The organism is Methylomonas sp. LWB, assembly GCF_001856095.1.
Classification (GTDB): Bacteria; Pseudomonadota; Gammaproteobacteria; order Methylococcales; family Methylomonadaceae; genus Methylomonas; species Methylomonas koyamae_A.
Genome location: NZ_MKMC01000016.1, coordinates 1 through 23,366 on the forward strand (window position 1 = coordinate 1; position 23,366 = coordinate 23,366).

The window sequence follows — 23,366 nt, forward strand, 5'->3', positions numbered from 1 at the left end:
ATGGTCGAGCTTCGCCGGTCATCGGCGGTCTAATTCAACGGTTTATAAGCCCATTTTAGTCGGCACCGCCGCCGGATTTCACCAATCGCAGGCTCCGTAACAAAGAACGCCGGTTAGCTCGCATCCCTTGCCTATAGTCCTGTTCGAATAACGCCAGTTGCCAGCCAGCGCTTGGCACTCGGATGCCATCCAACGCCTGTTAGCGTTCTAGTAAACAATGTAGCGCGTGTTTCTGAATTTAGCCTACGCTTTTCATCTGCGGACTGCCCCATCGTCCGCCGTATCAGCCACGCCCAAAGGAGCCCGACATGAACCAGCATCTGATTTCTTTAAGCCTTTCCGATAATGATCTGAACGATATAGATGCCGCCCTGAAAATATTGGAAGACCGCTTCGCCGGCTTTCTGGTCTTAACCCCGGAAGAGCGTCGCGCCATCCCCAAGATGGGCGATAAAACCGAAGCGTTTTGCCGTCAGACGCTGACGGTGTCCAGCCAAAATACGTCCGCCATTCCGCCCGGTCTGGATACCGCCTCGGCGGAAGCCGATCTGGCGACGCTCGATAGACTCCGCCCTCGCCTGCATCGGCTGCGCGATTTATTGAGCAGAGCCGAAGATACCGACATGGCACTGGGCAGCGATATTTATAGTTTTAGTCTGGATGCTTACGCTTCGTTGAAAATCGCCGGTAAAGGCGCGGGATTGGAAACGCTGCGGCAGGCGATGTCGGTTCGATTTAACCGCGGCGCCAAGCCAAAAACCTAAACCGGCCAGCCTGTCGGCTAAACAAGATAAGTAGGTCAGCCGCCCGGCTCGGCCTTCCGGCACACCAACTAAGCTCAAGTCCATAGCGGAATAGATAAAGGCAAGGCTCGCAAGCTTTGCCGCTAACCCCGCAAGCTTATTCGCAGCACTCGCAAGGTTCCAAGCCTTGCCCGCAAGGTAAATGACTTTGCGGGCAAGGCAATTTTCTATGGGCATAAGCCTAAAAGCCTTGAGCGCAAGGCTTTAAAGTCCAACCACAAGCATATTTGGCTTGCGCGCAACGAAAAAAACCTTGCCCGCAAGGCAAATAAGCTTGCGCGCGACTCTAATTTACTTGTGCGCAAGGCTCTGACGCTTGCGAATCCGGCAACGCATCGATCATTCCAACCCAGTACGTTTGTACCGGCACAAATGCGTTATTGCCAAAAGCCGCCAAACTGCGCCAGCATGCCGGCAGTGTTTAATTTGCAGGATACGGACCATGGCGGAGGATAGAAAACCCGAAAGCGGCGGCTACGGATCGCCGTTGCCGATCGCATTGATCATGACCATGTTGGCGAGTTTGTTGATCGGCCATTCCCTGCCCTATCAGGACGAACGGCCTTCGGCCGACCCGCTGAAATCCAGCCATCCGTCGTTGCAGAATATCGACGCCCGGCTTTGGCAAGATCCGTTTTCCACTGTCGAAAATGCCGCCAACGCGGCCAACAAGCCCGCCGCCGAGGCGAAATCGTTAACGCTGTTTCTGGACGGCCGTCCGGCCAGTGTTGAAGTTCGCCCGTCACCGACTCCGCCACCATCGGTTGAAAAGAAATCCATCGTTCCGAATGCGCTGAAACATTCGAATCAGGCCATCACGGTGATGGCGGTTACCTTGCCTGGAGGACCCTATCCCGAAGAAGCCGAGCAGCGCATGCGCCGACGCTATGCCGTGCTGTCCGGATTGGCGAATCAAGACTGGATACCAAGCGACGAACAGCACATCGGCGCCTTCGAGCCGGACCAAGACGATTTGCAAAAAAAAGTCCCGTTCGAATGGTGGTTGCCGCGCGACGGAAATGAGAAATCGCCGATCCTGGTGCTATGGCTGGATGAAGCCAGCCTGACCGAAACCCCGTTCGCCAAAATCAACCGCTTGCTGAAACTGGTCATGCCCGATCAAGACCAGGTCAGCTATCGGGTGATCGGCCCTAACAGTTCGGCGACTTTACGCACGATGCTGGCGGAAATCGAAAACCCGTCCTTCGCGCATCCCCCCTGCCCTACATCGCCCAAACTTGGCGATGCCGCCGATTGCAGACTCGACATCGGTTTTTACGCGGCGGCGGCCACCGCCGCCGACTTCGAATTGAGCAATCTATGCAACAACCAAAACGAGCATTGTCTGGAAACGCTATTCAGCGACAAGGGCATCCGCTTGCTGCGCACCACGTCTGGCGATGACGAGTTGATGAAGGCCTTGGTCAGCGAATTATCGTTGCGGCGAATCAGCGCCAATGCGCATATCGTCATCTTGTCGGAGTGGGATACCTTCTACGGCCGCGCGATGCGCGATACCTTTGTGAAAACCTGGCCGTCCAAACCCAAGACGACGCCTCCCGGCAGCCAATGCGGTCAGAAAACCGTGCATAGCTACAGCTATATGCGCGGCCTGGACGGCAAATTGCCGAAATCCGGCGATAAGAGCGCGGATGCCAAGGCATCCGGCGCGAACAAGGACAAACCCGCGGAAAACGCCAACATCGAAACGCCCGAAGGTCAAAGCCAAAAAGACTATCTGCGGCGACTGGCCGGCAATATCGCCGAACTGGACGCGTGCCTGATCCAGAGCAGCCCCGACGGCGGGATTGCCGCGATCGGCATTCTGGGATCGGATGTTTACGACAAGCTGATGATCTTACAAGCCTTGCGCCAGTACTTCCCGCATACCTTGTTTTTTACCACCGATTTGGACGCCATTTACAATCATCCGAGCAAATGGCTGCAAACCCATAATTTGTTGGTAGCGGCGCCCTACGGCCTATATCTTGACGACCAGTGGCAAGGCAGCATCCCGCCGTTTCGCGACAATTATCAGACCGCGCTGTTCCTGTCCACGCAGCTGGCGGTCACTCCTCCACCGCTTAACATCAAGCCCATCATACCCACGCTGTTCGAAATCGGCCGTAGCCGGCCGATTCCGTTGGCGGTGCCGCGCTGCGATCACTCGCGCGGCCTTTCGCCCAATCCCGAGCACTGCATGTGGCCGAACTGGGAGCAAACGGATCAAGGGATTCAACCGGCCGTCAAATCGAGCCGCTTCAGTTTTGAATTCAAAAACCTGCTGTTTTTAAGCCTTAGCCTGATCTGCATGGCCTGTCTGGTCAGTTGGCAAATTCGCAAATGGGCATTGTCGGCCGTTTGCCGGGTTTTAGACAGCGGACTCACGGCCTGCATCGCCACGGCGGTGGCGTTATCGGCGCTGGGCATTTTTGTGGTTTTTAACGAATATCTTGCCAGCCCGATGGCCGAACCGTTTTACTGGCTGGAAGGCGCCAGCATCTGGCCGACCGAGGGCCTGCGCTTGGTTTCCTACCTGGTTGCTGTGGCCTTTTTTTGCTGGGGACAACGCCGGCTAGCCCAAATGCGCGTAACCGTTTCCGAAACGTTCGGTTTGCCGAACCATGCCGATGCGTCGATCAAGGAATGCAAGCTGATGTTTGTCGGCAGCTGGGAAGTCGCGGAAAATCGCCCCCAGCCTGGCCGCTGGGATAAGCTCCGGCGACTCTTGACTCAACGCGTGCCGCCGTTCTCCGACTGGCTGGTGAAAGATCTGTTGCTGATCGCGACGCTTGCGTGGTTGATTTACTACTATTCCCAAACCTGCGTGCCGCAAACCCCGATGGCGCTGCCGCTGCAAACTAAGCTATACCTTGGCCTGAGCATCTTGAGCTTTGTCGGCTTGACCTTGTTAGTCATGAATTCCACGTGCGCGATCGGCATCCGACTTGGCGCGGACGCGATCCAGCGCAAACTCGCCACGCCGGCGGCAGCCACCGCCCGGCTCTGGCAACACTATCTAGGTTATCTGGATAACACCAAACTGGGCATTCCCGGCAGCCTGCTGCGGGTATTGATCCATAGCCTGGCCTTCATCGTCGTCGCCGGCATTACGATGCGCTTCGGGCAACTTCCGAATATTCCGGCGCGCGGCACCTCGGTGGTCGCGGTGAATGCCGCCTTGTTGCTGCTGTCGGTTCTGTCCACCGTGATGCTGACCATGTGGGTCGTCGAGCACGCGCGGCTGTGCGAACGCTTGATCGCCAATCTCACCCAACAGAGCGATGGCTGGAACCGGCGGGCCATCGAGCATGCCCAAGCCAACGCGGTCGCCCAACTCTGCGTTTCGGAATGGTTGAAAATCCAGTTGGTCAAGGAGCTGACCAAGGCCATGCAGCCGTTGATCTGGGGGCCGGTCGCGGTGATTGGATTGATGGTGCTGGCGCGCAATCCGGCCATCGACGACTGGAATTTGCCCTGGGGCCTGCGCGCGGTGTTTATCTTGATGTTTATCTATGCGTTTTCGGCGGAATGGCTGTTGCAGCGCGGCGCCAGAACCACCCGGCGCCGAGCGATCGAGCAATGGAGCTTTAAGGTAAGGGAATTGCGACACTCAGGTAACGCGACGAGCGCGGAAATCGATCGGATCGAATCCGAAATCGAAAGCGCCCGCGCCCTGCGCGAGGGCGCCTTTCGGCCCTGGTACGAATGGCCCTTGCTGCAAGCCTTCGGCGGCACCGGCGCGCTACTGGTGTTATTTCAACAACTGTCGGAATACTGGACGTTGAGCCAATATTAAGCGCCCGCCGAACCGATGGAGCACCCGCCGACCTGGCAACGCCGCCGGCCGCGCTCCGCTAGATCGATCGAGACCCTTGCGTTGAGGCACCCAATCTACCCGTGCCGGCGCGTTGAAACCCGACGGATTTGGCAGGGCCATATTAGTTTCACTTTGTCGGTTTCGGAAATCACCACATCATCCCGGCATGGATTGCCGGACCGGTTAGAGCGCGGAGCGAATCCAAACGTCATGGACGGATTTAAGCCAACCATCCATGACGTTGGATGCCCGTTTCCCGGCGGGCAGGACGGCCTTGAACAAATCCGACAAAGTAGAATTCGCCAAATCCCCTTTCAGTCGGCGAACGCCAAAGCTTTATCCGACCCGCTAAATTAAGCCTGTCGATGGCCGTGGCACTTCACAATACGAAACACCCGCCCAATTGAAACACGCTTTCGCCCCGTTGACTCGCCAGCAAATTCACGCAGTAAATCAACCAACTGCGGCTATCGCCGTGTTCGTCAACCGCGATTATCCAACTGGGCACCATGCCCATTTCCTCGTAACTGCAGTGGTACAGCGGCTGAACACCGTTATGAAACACTTGCAGATACTGATTGGCCCTGGCCATTTGAGTCGCCAGGGTGTTGGCTCGATTCATCGCCCCTTGATTGGTGTTGTCGTTGGAATGCAGCATGACGGTCCGGCCGCTGTGCATATCCTTCGCGATCAAAAAGGAACAGCCCGAGAACGGACCGCTGATCACAACGCGCGCGCCCGGATCGAGTTCCATGCCCGTGCAACAATTTTGACCCCATTTTAGAAACCGAATCGGCGTTTTTACCCCCGCATTGGTTTCTCGCAACAGGGAAACCACCTTTTTGTCCGAAGTAATCTGCGCGACGTTCTCCAGCGGATCGTATTTCAGTAAATTATTGTTAAAGACCGCAATCGGCATCGCGTTGAAGTTGGTGCTGACCATTTGCGGCGTGGCTTTTCCGTAACTTTTAGCTAAGGTTTTGATGGTATCGAAGGCAATACCGCTATTGATGTTTGGCATGGGGCGTCTCGTTTAGAATTTTTATCGGGGCAACAGCGTCGAGCGGAGCTCGCCCAAAGTATAGAGTCTTTTGCGCCGCCGGCAGCCCAAGACGCACGCCATCGAGTTCGGCTTAATTGATAGCCCGCGCTCGCCGACTCCGCGAGCAATTGTAGGTTGCGATTCGGCGGCAGACCTTAGTCCGTTACGCTTACCCGCCGGATAATCCATTGAAACGCCTAAACAACTGGTGGCTTTTACTATGAAAGTCGCCGGATGCCGCGCCCAATCCGGTGTCGGAAGGCTGTCAATCGCGGCTAAAGCCGCTCCAACACATTTTTCTCGATGCCCTGCTCGCGCCCCAACCCACCACTATTGGCGGCCGCCGCGAATAGTGGCGGGCATATGGGTGTCTTTGCGGCGGTTGATTGCTGCCGAATATCCGCTAATAGATTGAATTCGTTTGGTTATTTTCGACAACCTCCAGTTGGCACGGCGTTTGTAATACCTAATACGTCGCGGCGAGCGCCGCCGACATCACTCAAACCAAACCACTGAATTGGAGATACCACCATGAAAAACTCGAACACTATCATTACCAGCGCTGTCGCCTCGTTGTTAGCCTTGGCCGCGATCGGCGCGCAAAGCACGGCGGTGGCCGCCGACAAGATGGACATGGAGAAATGCTACGGCGTCGCCAAGGCCGGCAAGAACGATTGCAAGACCTTGTCCAACGCCTGCGCCGGCCATTCCACCAGCGACGGCCAAAAAGACGCCTTCATCGCCGTGCCGGCCGGCACTTGCGAACGCATCGTCGGCGGCCAAACCCAGATGCCCGGCATGTAAGCCGCCGCGATGACGACGCCACGATCCTCACAACTTTCGCGGCGGGTCGCCGCGCCGATTCCGGCTTGCGCCGGAGTCGGCCTGCGTTCGGCCCATCACGGCGACGCCTTGGCCGGCCCGGTGCCGGTCGGCTGGCTGGAAGTCCACAGCGAAAACTATTTCGGCGCCGGCGGTCCGCCGCTGCGCTACCTGGAAACCTTGCGAGACGCGTTGCCGATCAGTCTACACGGCGTCGGTCTGTCGCTGGGTTCTACAGACCCGCTGGACAGCGAGCATTTACGCCAACTCAAGCATTTGATCGGCCGCGTCGAGCCCGGTCTGGTCTCGGAACATTTGAGTTGGAGTTCGCAAGGCGGCCGCTATCTGAACGACTTGCTGCCGCTGCCTTATACCGAAGCCACACTGCTCCACCTGTGCGACCGGCTGAACCGGGTCCAGGATTTTCTGGGACGGACGCTGCTGATCGAAAACCCGGCCGGCTATCTGCAATACCGGGAAGCCGACTACAGCGAAAGCGGGTTTTTGAACGAACTGGCCCGGCGTAGCGGCTGCGGAATTCTGCTGGACGTCAACAATCTGTACGTGTCCGGCCACAACCTGCATTGGAACGCGGCCGATTATCTGGCCGAGTTGGACGGCGAACGGATAGGCGAATTGCATCTGGCCGGCCATGCGTTGCGTACTATCGATACCGCGAGCCTGCTGCTGGACACCCACGCCGGTCCGGTGGCGGCATCGGTCTGGCAACTGTTCCGGCAAGTGTTGCAACGCTTCGGCCGGCGGCCGACCTTGATCGAATGGGATGCTGATTTGCCGGCCTGGCCGGTGTTGCTAAACGAGGCCGCCAAGGCCGACGAGTTATTGGAGACCAACGATGCATGCATTGCGTGATTTGCAACAAGACATGGCGGACTACGCCTTCGGCCTGGCCGAACGGGTGCCGGCGGCTATCGTCGGCGGCGAAATCGCCGCCGAAAAACGCTTGGCGCTATATCGCAACAATACTCGCCTGGGCCTGACCCAAGCCTTGCGCGAGGTATATCCGGTCGTCGAACGCCTGGTCGGCGAGCAATTTTTCAATTATCTGGCGCGGTTTTTCATCGAAGCTCATCCGCCGGCGCAAGCAGCCTTGCTGCATTACGGCGAGGCGCTGGCCGATTTTTTGACCGATTTTCCGCCGACCCACGGGCTGGACTATCTAGCCGACGTCGCCCGCCTGGAATGGTACTGGCACGGCGCCTATCACGCCGCCGACGCCGCGCTGCTGGACGCGCGCGGCCTGGCGGCGGTGCCGGCCAGCCTTTATCCGGCGCTGCGTCTGCGTTTCCACCCCTCGTTGCGCTTGCTGGCGTCGCCTTACCCGGTTTTCGCGATCTGGCAAGCCAATTTGCCGGACGCCGACGCCGCCACGCCGATTTCGCTGGCCGAAGGTGCCAGCCATGTCGTGGTGCATCGCAACGGTTTCGAGGTGAACGCCAGCGAAATCGAACGCGGCGAGTTCCGGCTGCTGTCCGCTTTGGCGGCCGGATTGACGCTGAGTCAGGCGATGGACCGGCCAAGCGGCGAAACCACCGCGCCGCCGCTAGACCTTTATCTACCGCGCTGGTTGCGCATGGGTTTGCTAACCGGCTTTTTTATCCGTTGACAGAGATTTACGATGCACAGTATCTATTTTCATCCAACCACCAAGACGCCGAAACCGGCGATATTCGAGACCCTGACCAACCGGACCGCCGCCGCAAGCGATTTCGCGCTGAGGTTTTGGCTGGCCCACGCATTCTGGGTATCCGGCCAACAAAAATTGGCCAGTTGGGCCGGCACTCTGTATTTGTTCGAATACGAATACCGGGTGCCGCTGCTCGCGCCGGACTGGGCCGCCTATCTGGCGACCGCCATCGAATTGGTGTTACCGGTATGCTTGGTTTTGGGTTGTTACGGCCGGGTAACGGCGACGCTGTTGGCCTTGTTCAACGCCGCGGCGGTGTTGTCCTACCCGGATTTGGGGCCGGCCGGGCTGGAACAGCATTTGGCCTGGGGTTTGGTATTGTTGTCGCTGGCGGCGCGCGGCCCCGGCGCTTGGTCGGTGGACGCTTGGCGGCGGCTGACTCGGCGGGAGGCAACATGAGATCGCACGGCGCAATCGGGTTCGTCCTGTTGGCCGCCAGCGCTACGGCGTTGGCCGGCGACGGCATCGCCGACACCTTCACCACGCTGGTTTCAGCCAACGGCACGATCCGCGCGCCGGACGATGTTCGCGGCCGCTGGGTGCATTTGGGATCTTGGCTGGTGTCCGATCCGCAGGCCCCCGGATACGGATTCCACGACGTCTACACCCAAGCCGATGCAGCGGCCGAATTTCGTCGCGGCGGCCGTTTTCCGGACGGTACGGTGCTGGTCAAGGAGATTCGCGCAATCGGCCGCCAAGCCTTGAGTACCGGCCAAGCCGACTATGCCAGCGCGATCAAGCTTCGCTTTGTCATGGTCAAGGATGCCAAACGGCGTTTTCCGGGCCACCGGGATTGGGCCGACGGCTGGGGTTGGGCCTTGTTCGATACCAAAAGCCCGCAAGCCAACATTTCGCAAGGTTACCAGGTATCCTGCCAAAACTGCCATTTGCCGGCCAAGGCCACCGACGGCGTCTATCTGCAAGCTTACCCGACGCTGTCGGCGCCAGGAACCGAAACTGCCGGTCCAGGCTCTACCCAGCGACCACCCGAATCCGCCCATAAATAGGAGCGCCCCGCATGATGCCGATCAAACCTTCCGAAATTACCCCCAAGGCCGTATTCGAAGCCCGCCGCGACTTTATGCGCGGCGCCGGCGGCGCGTTGTTGGCCGCCTTGTGGCCGGACTGGCTGAGCGCCGGCGAAAAATGGCCGGACGTAAAGGCGTCGGCCTATAAATTGGACGAAGAATTGACGCCTTATAAGTCGGTCACCGAATACAACAATTTTTACGAATTCGGCACCAGCAAGGACGACCCGGCGGCTCGGGCCGCGAGCCTGAATGTCCGGCCCTGGACCGTCGCGGTCGAGGGCGAGGTCCGCAAGCCCAAGGTTTTCGACATCGACGAGTTACTGAAATTGGCGCCGCAGGAAGAACGGATTTATCGGCTGCGCTGCGTGGAAGCCTGGTCCATGGTGGTGCCGTGGCTGGGATATTCGCTGGCCGAATTACTGAAACGGGTGGAGCCGACCGGCAACGCCAAATACGTCGAATTCGTCAGTCTGCACGATACGGCGCAAATGCCGGGGCAAAAATATCCGGTGCTGGATTGGCCTTACCGCGAAGGCCTGCGCATCGACGAAGCCATGCACCCGTTAACCTTGCTGACCTTCGGCCTGTACGGCGAATTACTGCCCAAGCAGAACGGCGCGCCGATTCGGGTGGTCGTCCCTTGGAAATACGGCTTTAAGAGCGCGAAATCCATCGTCAAAATCCGTTTGGTGGAAAAGCCGCCGCTGACCAGTTGGATGAAAGCCGGGCCCAGCGAGTACGGCTTTTACGCCAACGTCAACCCGGACGTCGATCATCCGCGCTGGAGCCAGGCCAAGGAACGCCGGCTCGGCGAATTTTTAAAGCGCAAGACCCTGCCGTTCAACGGCTATGCCGAGCAAGTCGCCGGGCTATACAGCGGCATGGACCTGCGGGAGAACTTTTGACGCGATGAGCTGGAAAAACCCAAGTTCGAAACGCATCGCGTTGCTGAAAGTCACACTGTTCACGGCGGCCTTGTTGCCGTTGGCAAAGCTCGGTTACGCCGCCTATGCAGATAGCCTAGGCGCCAATCCGATCGAAAAAATCACTCACCTGACCGGTTACTGGGCATTGACCTTTTTGTTGATCACGTTGAGCGCGACGCCGTTGCGGTTGTTGACCGGCTGGTCCTGGTGGTTGCGCTTGCGGCGCATGCTGGGCTTGTTCGCGTTCTTTTACGCGCTGCTGCATGTCTTGACATATCTGGTGCTGGACCAATTCTTCGACTGGCCGGCGATTGCCGAGGACGTGTTCAAGCGCCCCTACATCACGGTCGGCTTTTCGGTGTTTTTAATTCTGCTGGCCTTGGCCGCAACCTCGACCAACGCGATGGTCCGCAGGCTGGGCGGCAAACGCTGGCAAGCCTTGCACCGCTGGGTTTACGTTGCGGCTTGCGGCGGCGTGGCGCACTTTATCTGGTTGGTCAAAAAAGACCTGACGCGCCCGCTGATGTTCGCGGCAATTCTCGGTGTGCTGCTGATCATTCGACTGTCGCGTTTACTACACAGCGACAAGTAACCACATAAAAATTGCTGGAACAGAACTTGCGAACAGCTAATCGAGCACGAAAAACGGGCGATTCGGCCGGTTTTTGTATCGTTTCCTCCACATTACCCGTCACTAATGTGCGAGGCCCGACACAAGCACCATCACCAAACCGTCCGTTTTTCGGGCCGTTCTCCTTATCCTTATTAACCGGAACAATGAGGTACTTACCATGGCTGAATTTTACGTTGAACTAAACGCGCAAGACACTGGCGAACGCTTTCTGCACAGAGCCGAATGCACGGCATTACCTGCAAAAGACACTTTGCGTTACCTCGGGGCCATTTCGAACCCGACTAGCGCCGCCAAGAAAGCCAGCGAGTTTTTGAAAATGGTCACACCGTGCCCACATTGCCTGCCGGCCGCCACCGCGCAGGCCGCTTGATCGCTAGACGTTAATCCCGTCGCGAACGCGTTGGTTTCAATCGATGGCTCGCCACCGTTGAAATCGACGCCTTCGGGCATTCGAAGGGCTTGTTATCGCCGCTACGCAAGCGCCTATCCTAAAACACCGGCGCCTCAACTTAGGATTCCGCTAAAAATAACTTCCCGAAATGAATTTGTCCCGCCAAACCGTTCGTGCTGAGCCTAGTCGAAGCATGAACGGTTTGGCGCGGTGGATGCCCGGATTTTCCCGTCCATCCTTCGACAAGCTCAGGACGAACGGGAAAATCCTTGTAACCCGAAACAGGGGAGTTATTTATAACCACATCCTTATCAGCCGTCGCTAGCTTGGCTGTCTTTCTTCCGCTTCCAGACAAAATATCCCGCCGCCGCGCTAGCCGCGACGACCAAAAGCATCAGCACCGGATGCTGGTAAAACAACTCGAAAAAATTGCCGACGCCTTGCGACGTTCCACGGTAATACGGTCCCATCGTTCTCTCCCCGCAAATTTCAGAAAATCCGCTTCTACGGCGCCGTTGACCGGCACCGCGAATCCAAACCCAGCGTACCGCGCGATTCCTCGATGTCCAGGGTGTGGTTCATCGCCTCGCCTTCCCGTAACGGCTGGCCGCGATCAGCGGCGGACATGTCAGCCGCCGAAACGACCGGGTCCGGTTGCCTGAAATGGCCTAGCGAGCAAGTGACAAAGATTTGATTTCGTCGTGAGGATTCGGTGACCGGCCGGGGCGCAATATTCGTTTCGCCCCATCGCGGGGTATTCCCTTCCATTTAATTTCGAGGTCTACATGAACAACACCCTTAAGACGCTGGCCGCCGCCATACCGTTATTATTACCGCTAACCGCTCAGGCCTGGCCCGAGACATACCGGGAAACCGCTTACACGCTGTCGAACGCCACGAGTAACTCGGTACTCGCCTTCCGTTTGAACGCCGCCGGCAAAATGCAACCGGCCGGCAGTTACGCAACCGGCGGCGCCGGCACCGGTGCCGGCTTGGGTAATCAAGGCGCGTTGGCCTTCAGCGAAAACCAGCGTTTTCTGTTTGCGATCAACGCCGGCAGTAATGACGTGTCGGTGTTTAGAGTGCGCGACAACGGCCTGGAATTGGTGCACCGCGCCGCCGAACCCGGCTTGACGCCGGTTAGCCTGACCGTCGCCCACGACCGGGTTTACGTGGTCAACGCCGGCGACGATTCGATTTTCGGTTACCGATTCGATGCGCGTAGCGGCCGACTCTATCCGCTGGAACAGTCTTACCGTAAACTGGGCGACGACGCCAGCGGGCCGGCGCAGATCAGTTTCGACCGCGACGGCGACGCGCTGGTGGTGACCGAGAAAGCCGGTAACAAAATTGTCAGTTTTACCCTGGATAATCGCGGCTTGCCGGACGAGAAGCACAGCTTGGCCTCGGCCGGCAACACGCCGTTCGGTTTTGCCTTCGGCAAGCACAACCAATTCTTCGTTTCCGAGGCGCAGGGCGGCGCGGCCAACGGCGCTACCGTGTCGGCCTACCGCTTACACGAAGACGGTAGCTTGCAATTGCTGGACGGCGCGGTCGCCGTGGAACAAACCGCCGCTTGCTGGCTGGCAACCACGCCGAACGGTAAACTTGCGTTCACCGCGAATACGCCGGCCGGCTCGATTGCATCGTTTGCGATAGGCCGCCACGGCCAGTTGGAATTGCTGCAAGCCCGCGCCGCCGAAGAAAGCCGCCCCAACGATTTGGCGGTGTCCGACGACGGCGGCCGGCTGTACAGCTTGAGTAACGGCGACCACAGCATAGGCGTGTATCGAATCGGCGCGGACGGCGAATTGCAATCCGTGACCCATTTGAACACCTTACCGGCCGGCGTTACCGGCTTGGTGGTCCGCTAAATCGAAGCCGGCCGCTCGGTTTGAGCCGCGCGGCCGGCTTTCCTTTCGTTCTATTCACTTTGGAGTTGCCATGCCACTGACCCGCCGCGAATTTCTACGCCTGTCCGGTGCCGCCGCCACCGCCGGCCTACTGCTACCGGTCACCCAAGCCGCAGCGGCCGGCCGAATCAAGGCGGTCGCCTTCGACGGTTTTACCACCTTCGACCCCCGACCGATTACCGCGCTGGCGGAAACCTTGTTTCCCGGCCAAGGCCAAACCCTGGCGCAATCCTGGCGGGTACGTCAATTCGAATACACTTGGCTGCGCACCTTGATGGGCAATTATGCCGACTTCCGGCAGATCACCGAAGAGGCCTTGATCTTTGCCGCTCAACAACACGCTCTGGAATTGACCGGCGAGAAACGCGAGCGCTTGATGCAAGCGTTTTTGTCGCTGGACGCCTGGCCGGACGCAAAGGCGGCCTTGCTCCGTTTAAAGGCATCGGGCTTGCGCTTGGCGTTTTTGTCTAACTTCACCGCGACCATGTTGGACGCCTGCGTCAAACAGGCCGGTCTGGAAGGGATTTTCGAGGAGCACCTGAGCACCGACCGGGTCAAGGCCTACAAACCGGACCCGCGCGCGTATCGGATGGGTACGGAAGCATTCGGTCTACCTCGCGAGCAAATCGTCTTCGCCGCATTCGGCGGCTGGGACGCGGCCGGCGCCAAGGCCTTCGGCTATCCGACCTTTTGGGTCAATCGCGTGCAAGCGCCTCAAGAACACCTCGGCGTGGCCGCCGACGCCAGCGGCAAGACGCTGACCGATCTGGCCGATTTTATTCAGACCTTGGGCTGACAACCGCCTCAAGGACCGACCGGCGTCAAAGCCCCTGCAATGGGCCGGTCGTGCCCACTTAGCATGGCGCTAATTCTAAACTTTGTCGGATTTGTTCAAGACCGTCATGCCCGCCGGGAAACAGGCATCCAGCACCATGGAGGGTAGGCTTAAATCCGGCCATGGCGTCCGGATTCGCTCCGCGCTTTAACGGGTCCGGCCATCCAGGCCGAAATAACGATGCTTATTTAGTCATCTGACAAAGTAGAACTCTAACGCTGACGGCCGAATCGACGCCGTTACCCACAACGCGCCGGTTTGCCGTTACGATAGCCGCTTTAGACCTCAAGCCCTAGCCTAGTTTGCTATTTCAGATCGCCATACACACTATTCAGCCCATGCTCAACGCCACCCAGATAAAATGTCTCTCGGTATTCTCGATATTCGCGATCATAGGCTTCGGGCCTATCTCGCCCGGCTGTTTGATCGGGATGTATATTGTCGTCAAGCGCCCGGACTGATTCCGCTTATTGATCGAGGCCATGTATCGAGATAAAGCGCGCGACACCGACTTCATCACTACCGCGCAAACCCGCGCAGCCAGAATTAAAACCTTCGCCAGCCTGTTTACGCTGTTCCTGATCGACATCGCTCCGGTCCCGGTCACACCGGTCATCGCCTTCGTCATTATCCTGAGCAGGCCGCATTGGTTTTACCGGGTGGTTCGGCAGGTTTACGGTGAAGTGGCGTAATCGAAAGATATTGCCCGGCGGGCAACAACTCAATCAAAACAGATATGGCAGCCGCGAGGGCTTGGTCGGTGCGTCGCGTCCGCCGAAGCGGACGGCCGCCTGAGTATTCACCCGACCTTATGAAGTGAGCAAAACACTGTTGGATTCTAGTTAGGTGCGATAGCTTGTTATGTGCAAAAGTTGGTTGAGAGCAATGCTTGGTATCGGCCAAGAGCCGACACTCACTAGTCTAAAATACGGTACTTAGAAAGTCCGGTAATCGCGATATAGCAGTAATTTACCTAGCATGGGCGTTAGCTTGAAGTATAATTCTTGCGAAGAAAAACCAAGCTAAAGTGTGGGGGTAGACGAAGTGACTAATAACGTTTTTGTAAGTCACCATCATAAAGATGATGCAAGTGTAGATGGTCTTAAAGCTATGCTTGCAGGCAAAGATTATCACTTTAGGAACAGCTCTATAAGAGTAAAACCTGAAAATCAAGCTCGACTTGATCAAAAGATTGTAAGTGACCGTACGATAGAGCGTCTCCTAAGAATGAAAATTCGTTGGGCAGGTAAAGTAATTGTTGTAATTGGCAAGGAGACTCACCAAAGACCCTGGGTTAACTGGGAGATTGAAGTTGCTCACCAAATGGGAAAACCAATTATTGGTGTATATGAAAATGGCCTAAAAGATCAGGTTGAAATACCTGAGAATTTAAAAAAATATGCGACATCGATAGTTGGCTGGAGAGGAGATTCAGTTATAGATGCCTTAAACGGTAAAGGACAATTTCAGAATCCAGACGGATCGACGTGTCCAAAAACTAATGGAGGGTACTTCACATGTTAATTGAAAATGGTACCTACTTATACACTTACGCCATTACCAGAGATTATGGCTTTGCACCAAATCCATTTCACGGCATTTGCACATTAGCTACTTGTAAACCAGATATTCGTAAAAGCGCTAATATTGGTGACTGGATTTTAGGAATCGGGGGCAGCAACATGAACTCAGCATCGCGTAAATGCATTTTTCTTATGAAGGTTACCAAAAAAATTAGCTTCCAAGAATATTGGCACGACCCTATCTATTCAATTAAAAAACCCCTACGTAATGGAAGCCAAGTAAGAATGGTAGGTGATAACATATATCATGTTGATTTACATGGGAACTGGTTACAAGAGGATTCCCATCATAGTAATCCAGATGGCAGCATCAATCATGAAAACTTAAAGAGAGATGCTGGCAAAACAGATGACGTCTTACTTTCAGATAAATTTCTCTATTTCGGCCACAAAGCAATTGAGATTGATTTGGACTCGATTGGTTACCACCATCGAATACGAAATTACACAAAAAATCTAATAACTGAATCTAATAACACAGGAATGTTATTGAACTCAATCTTAGAAAAACATCAAAAGAATTTGAACCTGGTAATTTCAGATCCCTGTCATTTTAAAGACTCACATAAACGAGTTGACCAGAAAACTGGAAAACTATCATGATAACAAATTTTTTATTTACTTTGGTTGGGTATGATTTAAAAGCCAAAACGTCTGACCGCTTCAGAGATGATCAGATGTCAATACACCAGCTTAAATATGGCTTTTTTGGCGAAGTTGGCGGTTTATTGGCCGCAGTAAAGAAAGCCCATAGAGACTCATTTCCTAAAAAGGAAAAAGAATTGGCTATGGAAGAGCTAGGAGACGCATTGTGGTATCTCACTGCCTTAATTCGTAGATCATCATATACTGTTAACGAAATAGGAATCGCCACGCTACAGTACCTACAACAAGAATTAAGTAATAGTGAGCACATTAAACCGGATGAGGATGTCACTTTTAATGAGATTGATGGACTCTTAGCCTTTTTAAATAAGCAATTACCAGAGTCCAAAGATACTTTATTGTATAAGCTTGCATATAATACGAGTTTGTTGTTCTTCGAAAGCGACAGTGCAGCAAACGAATGCGCAAGAGGAAATGAGCTGTATTCTAAACTGCTTAGCCTCTTAGCGATGGTTGCCGCTAAATTTGGATTGAAATTATTGGATATTGCAATCGCAAATAACATCAAGACAGAATCGCGATGGGCTCCTCCTAATTCTAAGTACCTGGATCTTTTTGATGAGAATTTATTACCTTATGAGCAGCTACCAAGACAGTTCGATATTAAATTTCTGGAGCGCAATATTCACGGAAAAAAAATTGTTGTCCAGCAACTCAACGGCGTGAATATCGGCGACCCTCTAACCGATAACCGTCAGGATGGCGATGGGTATAGATTTCATGATGTGTTTCACTTGGCCTATATAGCCCATCTCGGCTGGTCACCTGTCATTCGAGCGCTTTTGAAGGTAAAACGAAAAAGCAAACCTCAAGTTGATGAAAATCAGGATGGAGCCAGGGCAATATTTATAGAAGAGGGTATTGCGACTTGGGTTTTTAATCATGCTCGTGACTTAGATTTTTTTGAAGGAGTGGAGCAAGGAAAGCTGGAGTATGGCTTGCTTAAGCAAATACAAAATATGGTTTCTGGATACGAAGTCGAAAAATGCCCGCTATGGCAATGGGAAATTGCTATTCTCGAAGGTTTTAAGGTATTTCGCAGTCTTTTAGCCACTGGATCAGGCATTGTGAGCGTTAATATGGAGCAGCATTGCATCTCATTTAAACCGTTAGAATCGTGATGGATGCGAAAACATTTGTGTCGGAATTAGCCAATATATGTCTAGAGGGTGTTTTTAATCCTTATGCTAACCATTGTGAAATCTACGATTTGCCTGATGCTGCAAGTGTACGCAAAAATAATCTTATTGATTATTTAAATTCTGTTGAAAGAAGTAACACTGACACAATCTGGATGGGGCGGGATTTAGGACATCGCGGTGGGCGTAGAACAGGGCTTGCGCTAACAGATGAGTCACATTTCTGCTGTGTGACATCCTGTTACCCAGGAAGCACTCCAAAGCGGGCAACAAAGGGGCCGGAATTTGTGGAACGCACTGCAACTGAGATATGGAATGTGATAAAAATACTAGAGATACCACCGCTTTTATGGAACGTATTTCCATTTCATCCTCATTTACCAGAGCACCCCCTCACAAATCGACGCTTTACCACGCGGGAATTAAAATGCGTCGATGAACTTAATCGTGAATTGATTGCGTGGTTAGGTATTAGCCGGATTATAACAATAGGCCAGGATGCAGCAAAATATGCTTCAACCTTAGGAGTTTCTGTAGAAACCGTTCGCCATCCTAGCTATGGCGGAATTAAGGAGTTTCGTGCAGGTATAAATAAATTATATCAATTAGAAATTAAAGAAGAAGCATGTCCTTTTCAAGGATCGTTGTTTGAGACATGAAATAAATAACAGATAAGACTCTACCCAACGCATTCTCGGAGTGCTAAATGAATAATAACCAGAATCCCTCGCATGTCTTATGGGTTGAACTGAGTACCCGCATTACGTTGCAGCCACTCCATTTCCGGTCGGGTAATGAAGAAACAGCTTCCGAAAGCGTGCATCAATTATTTAAAACCACGCGGGCATTAATGGCAGGGCCGTAGGGTGGATAAGCGAAGCGCCATCCACCTATTTGCGTTCCTATGGTGGATGGCGCTTCGCTTATCCACCCTACAACTTTTATTATTTGAATGGCTGATTTAAATTTTAAACCGACACTCCAGATAAATACACGAACTTCCGCCTTGGGTCGAAACAAAACGACCATCCCTAGCCCTACCAATCGTTGAATTTTCCAAGAACTAAAATCCAACCCAATAACCGGATTCAACATTAAATCGCGGTGGCTTTCATTCCGACCTTAGAATGCAAATAGCGTTTTAATGTCCGTTCGCCTGAGCACTTACGGTTAAACCCACGAAGGGCTGGCTCGAAAGACCGGCGAATAGCCGCGAACTAGCGGCTATTCGCCGGTTGACGGTTTGCGAATCACGCCTCCGACAGAATGACATCGGCGGCTTTTTCGGCGATCATGTAAATCGCGCAGACGATGAAGAAACCCGGAATCCTCGGGAACACCGAGGCGTCCACCACCCGCAAGCCTTTCACGCCGCGCACCCGAAACCGGCTGTCCAGCACCGCCATTGGGTCGCCGTCGGCGCCGATCGGGCAGGTGCAGGAGGCGTGGTGGCCCCAGGATTGATAGCGGATGAAGTCGCGGATTTCGTCGTCGGTTTGGACCGCCGCGCCCGGAAAGGCTTCTTCCTCGATGATGCCCTTGGCGATCAGCGGCGCGGTCAGTTCGCGCACGAATTTGACGCCGGCCACCACCGATTCCAAGTCTTCGCCGCCGTCCGGCGTACCTTCCTCAAAATACTTGAAATTGATGTCGGGTCGCTCGCGCGGATCGGCCGATTTCAATTTCACTTCTCCACCCCGGTTGTTGGTATGGGCCTTCAATACCGCCCAGGTCAGGTAATTCAACTCCGGTATCCATTGCGAGAAGTTGGGGAAGTAACCCTGAAAGCGGGCCAGCAACGCAAAACAGAACAGATCGGGCAACTTGCGCTGTTGCAACGAACGCTTGATGACCGCCAACACCGCGCCGTTGGTGGTGTAAACGCCCTTGCGTTGGGTTTCCCATTCGGTGTATTGCGGATCGCCTTTGGCGTAGCGCGCGCCTTTCAACACCTCCCAATCCTGCTTCATTTTATTGACGACGCCGACTTCGTAGCGGTCCTGCAAATTGCTGCCGACGCCGGGTAGATCGACGCGCACCGGTATGCGCAAACGCTGCAGGTCCGCTTTCGGGCCGATGCCGGACAACATCAACAATTGCGGGGTGTTGAAGGCGCCGCCGGCCAGGATCACCTCCTTGGCCGCGAATACCTGGTGGGTTTCGCCCGGTTGCGTCGAAGGCTGGTGGTGGGCTTGGTAGAGTTTTTCGCCCTTCAGATATTCGACGCCGATGGCCCGATTGTCATTGTCGAACAACACCTGAGTCACCAGCGCGTTCAACTCGATATGCAGTCGGTCGGGATGCTGACGTTGTACTTCCAGCAACCGGTCGCGGGTACTCAAGCGGGCGTGGTTGCGGGTCATCAACGGCGGATACCGCAAGCCGGTGGCGTTTTTCTCGACCAGCCGCCAGTCGTTGGGATCGCCCAGGCTTTCGCCGAACCATTCCGCACCCTCGATCGGATCGGTATCGATATTTTTCCAAACCGCCTCCACCGATTCCTTCAGGGTTTGCACCAGGGTTTTGTCGCCCAGGGCTTCCAACGGGATGGCTTTTTCGGTTTGCAACCAGCCGCCGAAGCCGTGCCGAGTCGGGTTGATACCCAATTTGGCGGCCCAGCGGTAGCTCGGCAGACGATGGTGGCAGTCTTCCATTTTCTCGAAATAACCGCGCATGTTGTCGGCGTGCCAGCTGGCGTCGCCGGTCAGATCGGCAATGTGGTTCCAGTCGTCGTTATGCGGATACACGGTGATCATCGCATTGTGCGCGGTACAGCCGCCCAGGCAGCCGGCGCGCGGATACAGCACGCCGTCCACCTTTTCGCCGTCCCACACATCGCGATATTTCTCGTCGCGGCGTTGCAACCGGGTATCGCCCCAATGGCGCACCCAAAAATCCCAACGCATGGCTTTGTTCTCGTTGGACAGGGCGTGAAATACCGGCACCTGGTAGTCTTCCGGCAGGCGGTTGGCGTCGGAAATCGCGTTGCCGCCCTGCATCTTTAGCGGATCGCCGCCGGCTTCCAACACCAACACCTTGCGGCCGTTTTCCGCCAATCGAGCGGCCAGGGTGCCGCCCCCGGCACCCGACCCCACCACGATATAGTCATATTTTGTGCTATCGCTCATAGTGGCTTCCCCGATCAGAAGGTTTTCAACAATTCGATCAAGGCTTCCTTGTCGGCGTCGCTCAAGGCCCGGTCTTTTTCCTCGGCCAAATAATCGGTACCGAAGTAGTGGCCGCGATTGACGACGAAGTCCGGACATTTGCTGACGCTCAACATGTCATCGACGATTTTTCTGTCGTCGAAAACCTTGATGGCCTCTTCGTCGCTGGCGCCTTGCGGAATCGCTTTCAAGGCCTTTTTGACGTCCTTCAGCACCTTGATTAAGTGAAACACGTGCTTGGGATCGCTGGGATCGAGGTTCATGTTGGAGACCAGATTGACCGGCGTGCCTTTCGGAATCGGCCCCAGTTCCACGCCGGACTTATCGAAGGCCCAAGGTTTCAACAGGCTGAACGGCTCGACCAGCGGTTGCAGCAAGTCCGGCAGATAGCCTTTCGGCACCCGCAGATAGCTGCTGGCGGTCGTGACATCCACTTGGCCTTTCAAGACCTTGCGTTCGGCCGGATTGGCGGAATCGACCACCACGATGTCGCGGTTGCCGCTGCGTTTTTCCGGCCACAGGATTTGCCGGATCGAGTCGTCGAAGGATTTCAGCCGGTCTTCGACCGAGCCGCTGGGATAAAACTTGCCGACCGAGTTGTTCAGCAAATACGGCGCGGTCGACCACAGACTGACCAGCGAGGCCGGCCGGGTGTAGCCGCGGCCGCCGCCCGGCATGTCGTAGTCGTAGGCGGCGCCGGTGATCGGATGATGCACTGTGTATTTACCGACCGACGGCAGATCCTTGTAGCTTTGCGAGGTGAAGTTATCCCAGATGTTGTTGGCCAAGCCGTTGGTGGCCAACGGGCTGCAGGCGTTGGTTTGCAACAGGGTCACCGGTACCCGCAATTCGGTGGACAGGAAGTTGTCTTGCAGGAAGTCCGGCTTGGCGACGATGGCCTTCATCTCGGTTTTGAACTCGTCGGTTTTGCTCCACTTCCAGTAGTTGTTCCAGCAGCTTAGGTAATCCGAACCGACGCAACCGTTGGGGAAGAAGCTATAGGCTTTTTCCGGCAATTTGCTGGAATGGCAACGGGCGCACGTTTCGGCGAACACCTCCTTGCCGCGTGTCAACACCTCGGCCGAGGCTTTCAGATGTTGTTCGCCGCCGGGAGCCTTGCTCAGATAGTCCGGCTGGGCGGTGGCCAGGAAGAACAGCGCCAAGTCGGGGGTTTGTTGCTCGGTGGCATTCCAGTAGGACGAGTTTTTCCGAGCGGTGGCGATCGGGAACGGCGAGATTTTTTCGCCGCCGATCAAGGGCCTAAAGTGTTCGGTCCATTCCTCGCTGAACAGGCCGATGTTGACGAACACCCGGTTCAACGCACCCAGCGCGCCGACCGAATCGGCACCGTCCTTGAGCACGCGCGGCGTCCACACCGTATCCGGTTGTTTGAAAAAGCTGTTGAGCGGGCTTTCGGCCGGCAGTTTCAAATCGTTGAACTGACGATTGTTCAGACCGCCGCCGGCGATGCGTTCCTGACCGAATTTCAGCGCGTTTTTCATCCGCGCGCCGAGGTTATACACGGCGTTCATCGTGCGCGGATTGTTGATGTAGTCGGTCGAAACCAGCGAAGTATCCAGCGCGCCTGGCCGCGAGGTATGGAACAACTGGAACGGGAAGCTGGACGGATCGGCCTCGTAGGAGAAAATCCGGTCTATCCAAAAATACTGAGCGCCGGGATTGGAATTGAGATTCTCCCACTTCGGGTTTTCCGGATCGGCCGGCGGATTGGACGGATTGGGGCCGACATGGCAAAAGCCGCATGACATGCCGACCCGGTAAGGCCGGATCAGATCTTTGTTGTTGTAATAGCTGGGATCGTTATAGAACTTTTCCGGGTTCCATGCCTTGGCGGCTTTCTCGTCGAAATCCGGGTTGGGAAACAAACGCAAGCCGACCACGCCGGTGGCGTAACCGTAGTAGGAGCCGACCGGCACGGTTTTACCGCGCGCGCCGATTTTAACGCCGGGGTATTTCGTTTCGTCCTCGAACGGATCGGCCGGGCAATCGCCGGTCCGTTCGTCCAGCCACAGGCCGTAGCGGTCCTGGCGCGGCGCGGTCGGTTTTTTAAAGCAGGGTTCGTTGACCAGACCCAAATAATTCCAGCGATTGTCGCGGCTGAATTTCAAGGTGTCGTGGCTGGACAGCATTTTTAAAAAATCCAGCGTGCCGACGCTGGTCTTGCCGATGTCGTTCCAGAAGCGGTCGTTGCCGGCGGTCCAGACAATCCAGTTGTTGCGGCCGCGTACCACCGCGTCGTGGGCATCCTTGGCGGAAAGGCCCGGCACGTAGGGGCTCAGCGCGCGCGCCAAGGCCTCGGGGTCCTTGCTGGCGCCGTAGTCCATGTCCTTGAAGTAATCGTCGTCGGCACCCTTCAGGGTTTCCGCGCCGCGGCCGGCTTGCAGGGCTTCGTCCTTGACCTTGCCGGCCTTGGACCAAAACGTCGCGTGCGCCGTTGACGACGATACCAGTATCGCCACCAGCGCCAATAACTTGGGTAGTTGTGAGTTCATGATTTCCTCCGGATAGATAGATTCAGCGGGCAACGCCTTGTTATCGTTGTTGGCATTTGCTCGATAACGCCGACAGCGGCTTGTGCCTGGGCGGGCCATCCCGCGCCGCTGCGTTTTTCGCGCGGCTTCTCGAGCGGTGGCGCGCGATGACGCGCCGCTCGGCAAGCCGTGAGTTAAACCGAGCCGCGCCTTGGCGCCGCCCGGTACGGGATTCGATCGAAGTCGCGCTCAACCAAGCGGCGGCGAGTTAAGACGACATCGATAAACGGAACTGGAGCTTAAAAAAATCCGCGCGGCCGAAACCGAAGTCGGCTCGCCTTGCTGCCGTATCCAGGCGCAAAAAAAACCGCCGGCCGGAGGACGGAGGCCGGTC

The 23,366-nt window shown here is 55.6% G+C and carries 23 protein-coding genes; 17 read left to right on the plus strand and 6 right to left on the minus strand.

Features of this window, described 5'->3' with window-relative positions:
* Window positions 1-308 precede the first annotated feature (308 nt).
* On the plus strand, window positions 309-764 hold the full coding sequence (locus tag BJL95_RS09175; RefSeq protein ID WP_071157342.1) for a hypothetical protein: 456 nt from the start codon (window positions 309-311) through the stop codon (window positions 762-764).
* 481 nt (window positions 765-1,245) lie between these two features.
* Complete coding sequence (locus tag BJL95_RS09180; protein ID WP_071157344.1) at window positions 1,246-4,602, plus strand: hypothetical protein; 3,357 nt, start codon at window positions 1,246-1,248, stop codon at window positions 4,600-4,602.
* 400 nt (window positions 4,603-5,002) lie between these two features.
* Here BJL95_RS09180 and BJL95_RS09185 read toward each other — a convergent pair whose 3' ends face one another.
* Entirely contained in the window at window positions 5,003-5,644 is a 642-nt protein-coding gene (locus BJL95_RS09185; RefSeq protein ID WP_064031497.1) for a hypothetical protein, read from the minus strand.
* A gap of 552 nt (window positions 5,645-6,196) precedes the next feature.
* On the opposite strand from BJL95_RS09185, the gene BJL95_RS09190 reads away from it, so the two are divergent.
* The 8 genes from BJL95_RS09190 (at window position 6,197) to BJL95_RS23795 (ending at window position 11,156) form a co-directional block, all read left to right on the plus strand.
* Window positions 6,197-6,469, plus strand: coding sequence for a DUF2282 domain-containing protein (locus tag BJL95_RS09190; RefSeq protein WP_064031498.1), 273 nt, complete (start codon window positions 6,197-6,199; stop codon window positions 6,467-6,469).
* A gap of 9 nt (window positions 6,470-6,478) precedes the next feature.
* Window positions 6,479-7,360: a DUF692 domain-containing protein gene (locus tag BJL95_RS09195; RefSeq protein ID WP_071157347.1), complete on the plus strand. Its 882-nt coding sequence runs from the start codon at window positions 6,479-6,481 to the stop codon at window positions 7,358-7,360.
* Window positions 7,344-8,114, plus strand: coding sequence for a DUF2063 domain-containing protein (locus tag BJL95_RS09200; RefSeq protein ID WP_064031500.1), 771 nt, complete (start codon window positions 7,344-7,346; stop codon window positions 8,112-8,114). Before BJL95_RS09195 ends, BJL95_RS09200 begins: the two co-directional genes overlap by 17 nt.
* A gap of 12 nt (window positions 8,115-8,126) precedes the next feature.
* A complete protein-coding gene (locus tag BJL95_RS09205; RefSeq protein ID WP_083385836.1) occupies window positions 8,127-8,594 on the plus strand; it encodes a DoxX family protein in 468 nt (155 codons plus the stop codon).
* Window positions 8,591-9,202, plus strand: a complete 612-nt coding sequence (locus BJL95_RS09210; protein ID WP_071157349.1) for a cytochrome P460 family protein — start codon at window positions 8,591-8,593, stop codon at window positions 9,200-9,202. Before BJL95_RS09205 ends, BJL95_RS09210 begins: the two co-directional genes overlap by 4 nt.
* Window positions 9,203-9,213: 11 nt before the next feature.
* Window positions 9,214-10,131: a protein-methionine-sulfoxide reductase catalytic subunit MsrP gene (msrP, locus tag BJL95_RS09215; RefSeq protein ID WP_217631671.1), complete on the plus strand. Its 918-nt coding sequence runs from the start codon at window positions 9,214-9,216 to the stop codon at window positions 10,129-10,131.
* A gap of 4 nt (window positions 10,132-10,135) precedes the next feature.
* Entirely contained in the window at window positions 10,136-10,744 is a 609-nt protein-coding gene (locus BJL95_RS09220; protein ID WP_071157351.1) for a sulfite oxidase heme-binding subunit YedZ, read from the plus strand.
* Between the two features lie 199 nt (window positions 10,745-10,943).
* On the plus strand, window positions 10,944-11,156 hold the full coding sequence (locus BJL95_RS23795) for a hypothetical protein (protein WP_083385838.1): 213 nt from the start codon (window positions 10,944-10,946) through the stop codon (window positions 11,154-11,156).
* A gap of 332 nt (window positions 11,157-11,488) precedes the next feature.
* Here the strand turns inward: BJL95_RS23795 and BJL95_RS24530 are convergent, their stop codons facing one another.
* Complete coding sequence (locus BJL95_RS24530; protein WP_139306192.1) at window positions 11,489-11,647, minus strand: LPXTG cell wall anchor domain-containing protein; 159 nt, start codon at window positions 11,645-11,647, stop codon at window positions 11,489-11,491.
* Window positions 11,648-11,681: 34 nt separating this feature from the next.
* On the minus strand, window positions 11,682-11,804 hold the full coding sequence (locus BJL95_RS25910; RefSeq protein ID WP_281022808.1) for a hypothetical protein: 123 nt from the start codon (window positions 11,802-11,804) through the stop codon (window positions 11,682-11,684).
* Between the two features lie 158 nt (window positions 11,805-11,962).
* Here BJL95_RS25910 and BJL95_RS09230 point away from each other — a divergent pair, with 158 nt between their 5' ends.
* The 7 genes from BJL95_RS09230 to BJL95_RS23810 all read left to right on the plus strand — a co-directional run bounded on the left by BJL95_RS09230 (window position 11,963) and on the right by BJL95_RS23810 (window position 17,972).
* Entirely contained in the window at window positions 11,963-13,051 is a 1,089-nt protein-coding gene (locus BJL95_RS09230) for a beta-propeller fold lactonase family protein (protein WP_071157355.1), read from the plus strand.
* Between the two features lie 70 nt (window positions 13,052-13,121).
* A complete protein-coding gene (locus tag BJL95_RS09235) occupies window positions 13,122-13,886 on the plus strand; it encodes a haloacid dehalogenase type II (protein WP_071157357.1) in 765 nt (254 codons plus the stop codon).
* A 521-nt stretch (window positions 13,887-14,407) separates the two neighbouring features.
* On the plus strand, window positions 14,408-14,617 hold the full coding sequence (locus BJL95_RS09240) for a hypothetical protein (protein WP_254786755.1): 210 nt from the start codon (window positions 14,408-14,410) through the stop codon (window positions 14,615-14,617).
* Window positions 14,618-14,969: 352 nt separating this feature from the next.
* On the plus strand, window positions 14,970-15,449 hold the full coding sequence (locus BJL95_RS23800) for a TIR domain-containing protein (protein WP_083385849.1): 480 nt from the start codon (window positions 14,970-14,972) through the stop codon (window positions 15,447-15,449).
* Complete coding sequence (locus tag BJL95_RS09245) at window positions 15,443-16,111, plus strand: hypothetical protein (RefSeq protein WP_071157359.1); 669 nt, start codon at window positions 15,443-15,445, stop codon at window positions 16,109-16,111. The genes BJL95_RS23800 and BJL95_RS09245 overlap by 7 nt, the downstream gene beginning before the upstream one ends.
* Window positions 16,108-17,295, plus strand: a complete 1,188-nt coding sequence (locus BJL95_RS25100; RefSeq protein ID WP_071157361.1) for a hypothetical protein — start codon at window positions 16,108-16,110, stop codon at window positions 17,293-17,295. Before BJL95_RS09245 ends, BJL95_RS25100 begins: the two co-directional genes overlap by 4 nt.
* Window positions 17,295-17,972, plus strand: a complete 678-nt coding sequence (locus BJL95_RS23810; RefSeq protein ID WP_083385840.1) for a uracil-DNA glycosylase — start codon at window positions 17,295-17,297, stop codon at window positions 17,970-17,972. Before BJL95_RS25100 ends, BJL95_RS23810 begins: the two co-directional genes overlap by 1 nt.
* A 163-nt stretch (window positions 17,973-18,135) precedes the next feature.
* Here BJL95_RS23810 and BJL95_RS24535 read toward each other — a convergent pair whose 3' ends face one another.
* From BJL95_RS24535 to BJL95_RS09260, 3 genes are all read right to left on the minus strand, one after another.
* Window positions 18,136-18,408 (minus strand): hypothetical protein, encoded by a 273-nt coding sequence (locus tag BJL95_RS24535; RefSeq protein ID WP_139306194.1) that lies wholly within the window; start codon window positions 18,406-18,408, stop codon window positions 18,136-18,138.
* A 155-nt stretch (window positions 18,409-18,563) separates the two neighbouring features.
* On the minus strand, window positions 18,564-20,441 hold the full coding sequence (locus BJL95_RS09255; RefSeq protein WP_071157363.1) for a GMC family oxidoreductase: 1,878 nt from the start codon (window positions 20,439-20,441) through the stop codon (window positions 18,564-18,566).
* 14 nt (window positions 20,442-20,455) lie between these two features.
* Complete coding sequence (locus BJL95_RS09260) at window positions 20,456-22,993, minus strand: hypothetical protein (protein ID WP_071157365.1); 2,538 nt, start codon at window positions 22,991-22,993, stop codon at window positions 20,456-20,458.
* Window positions 22,994-23,366: the final 373 nt, after the last annotated feature.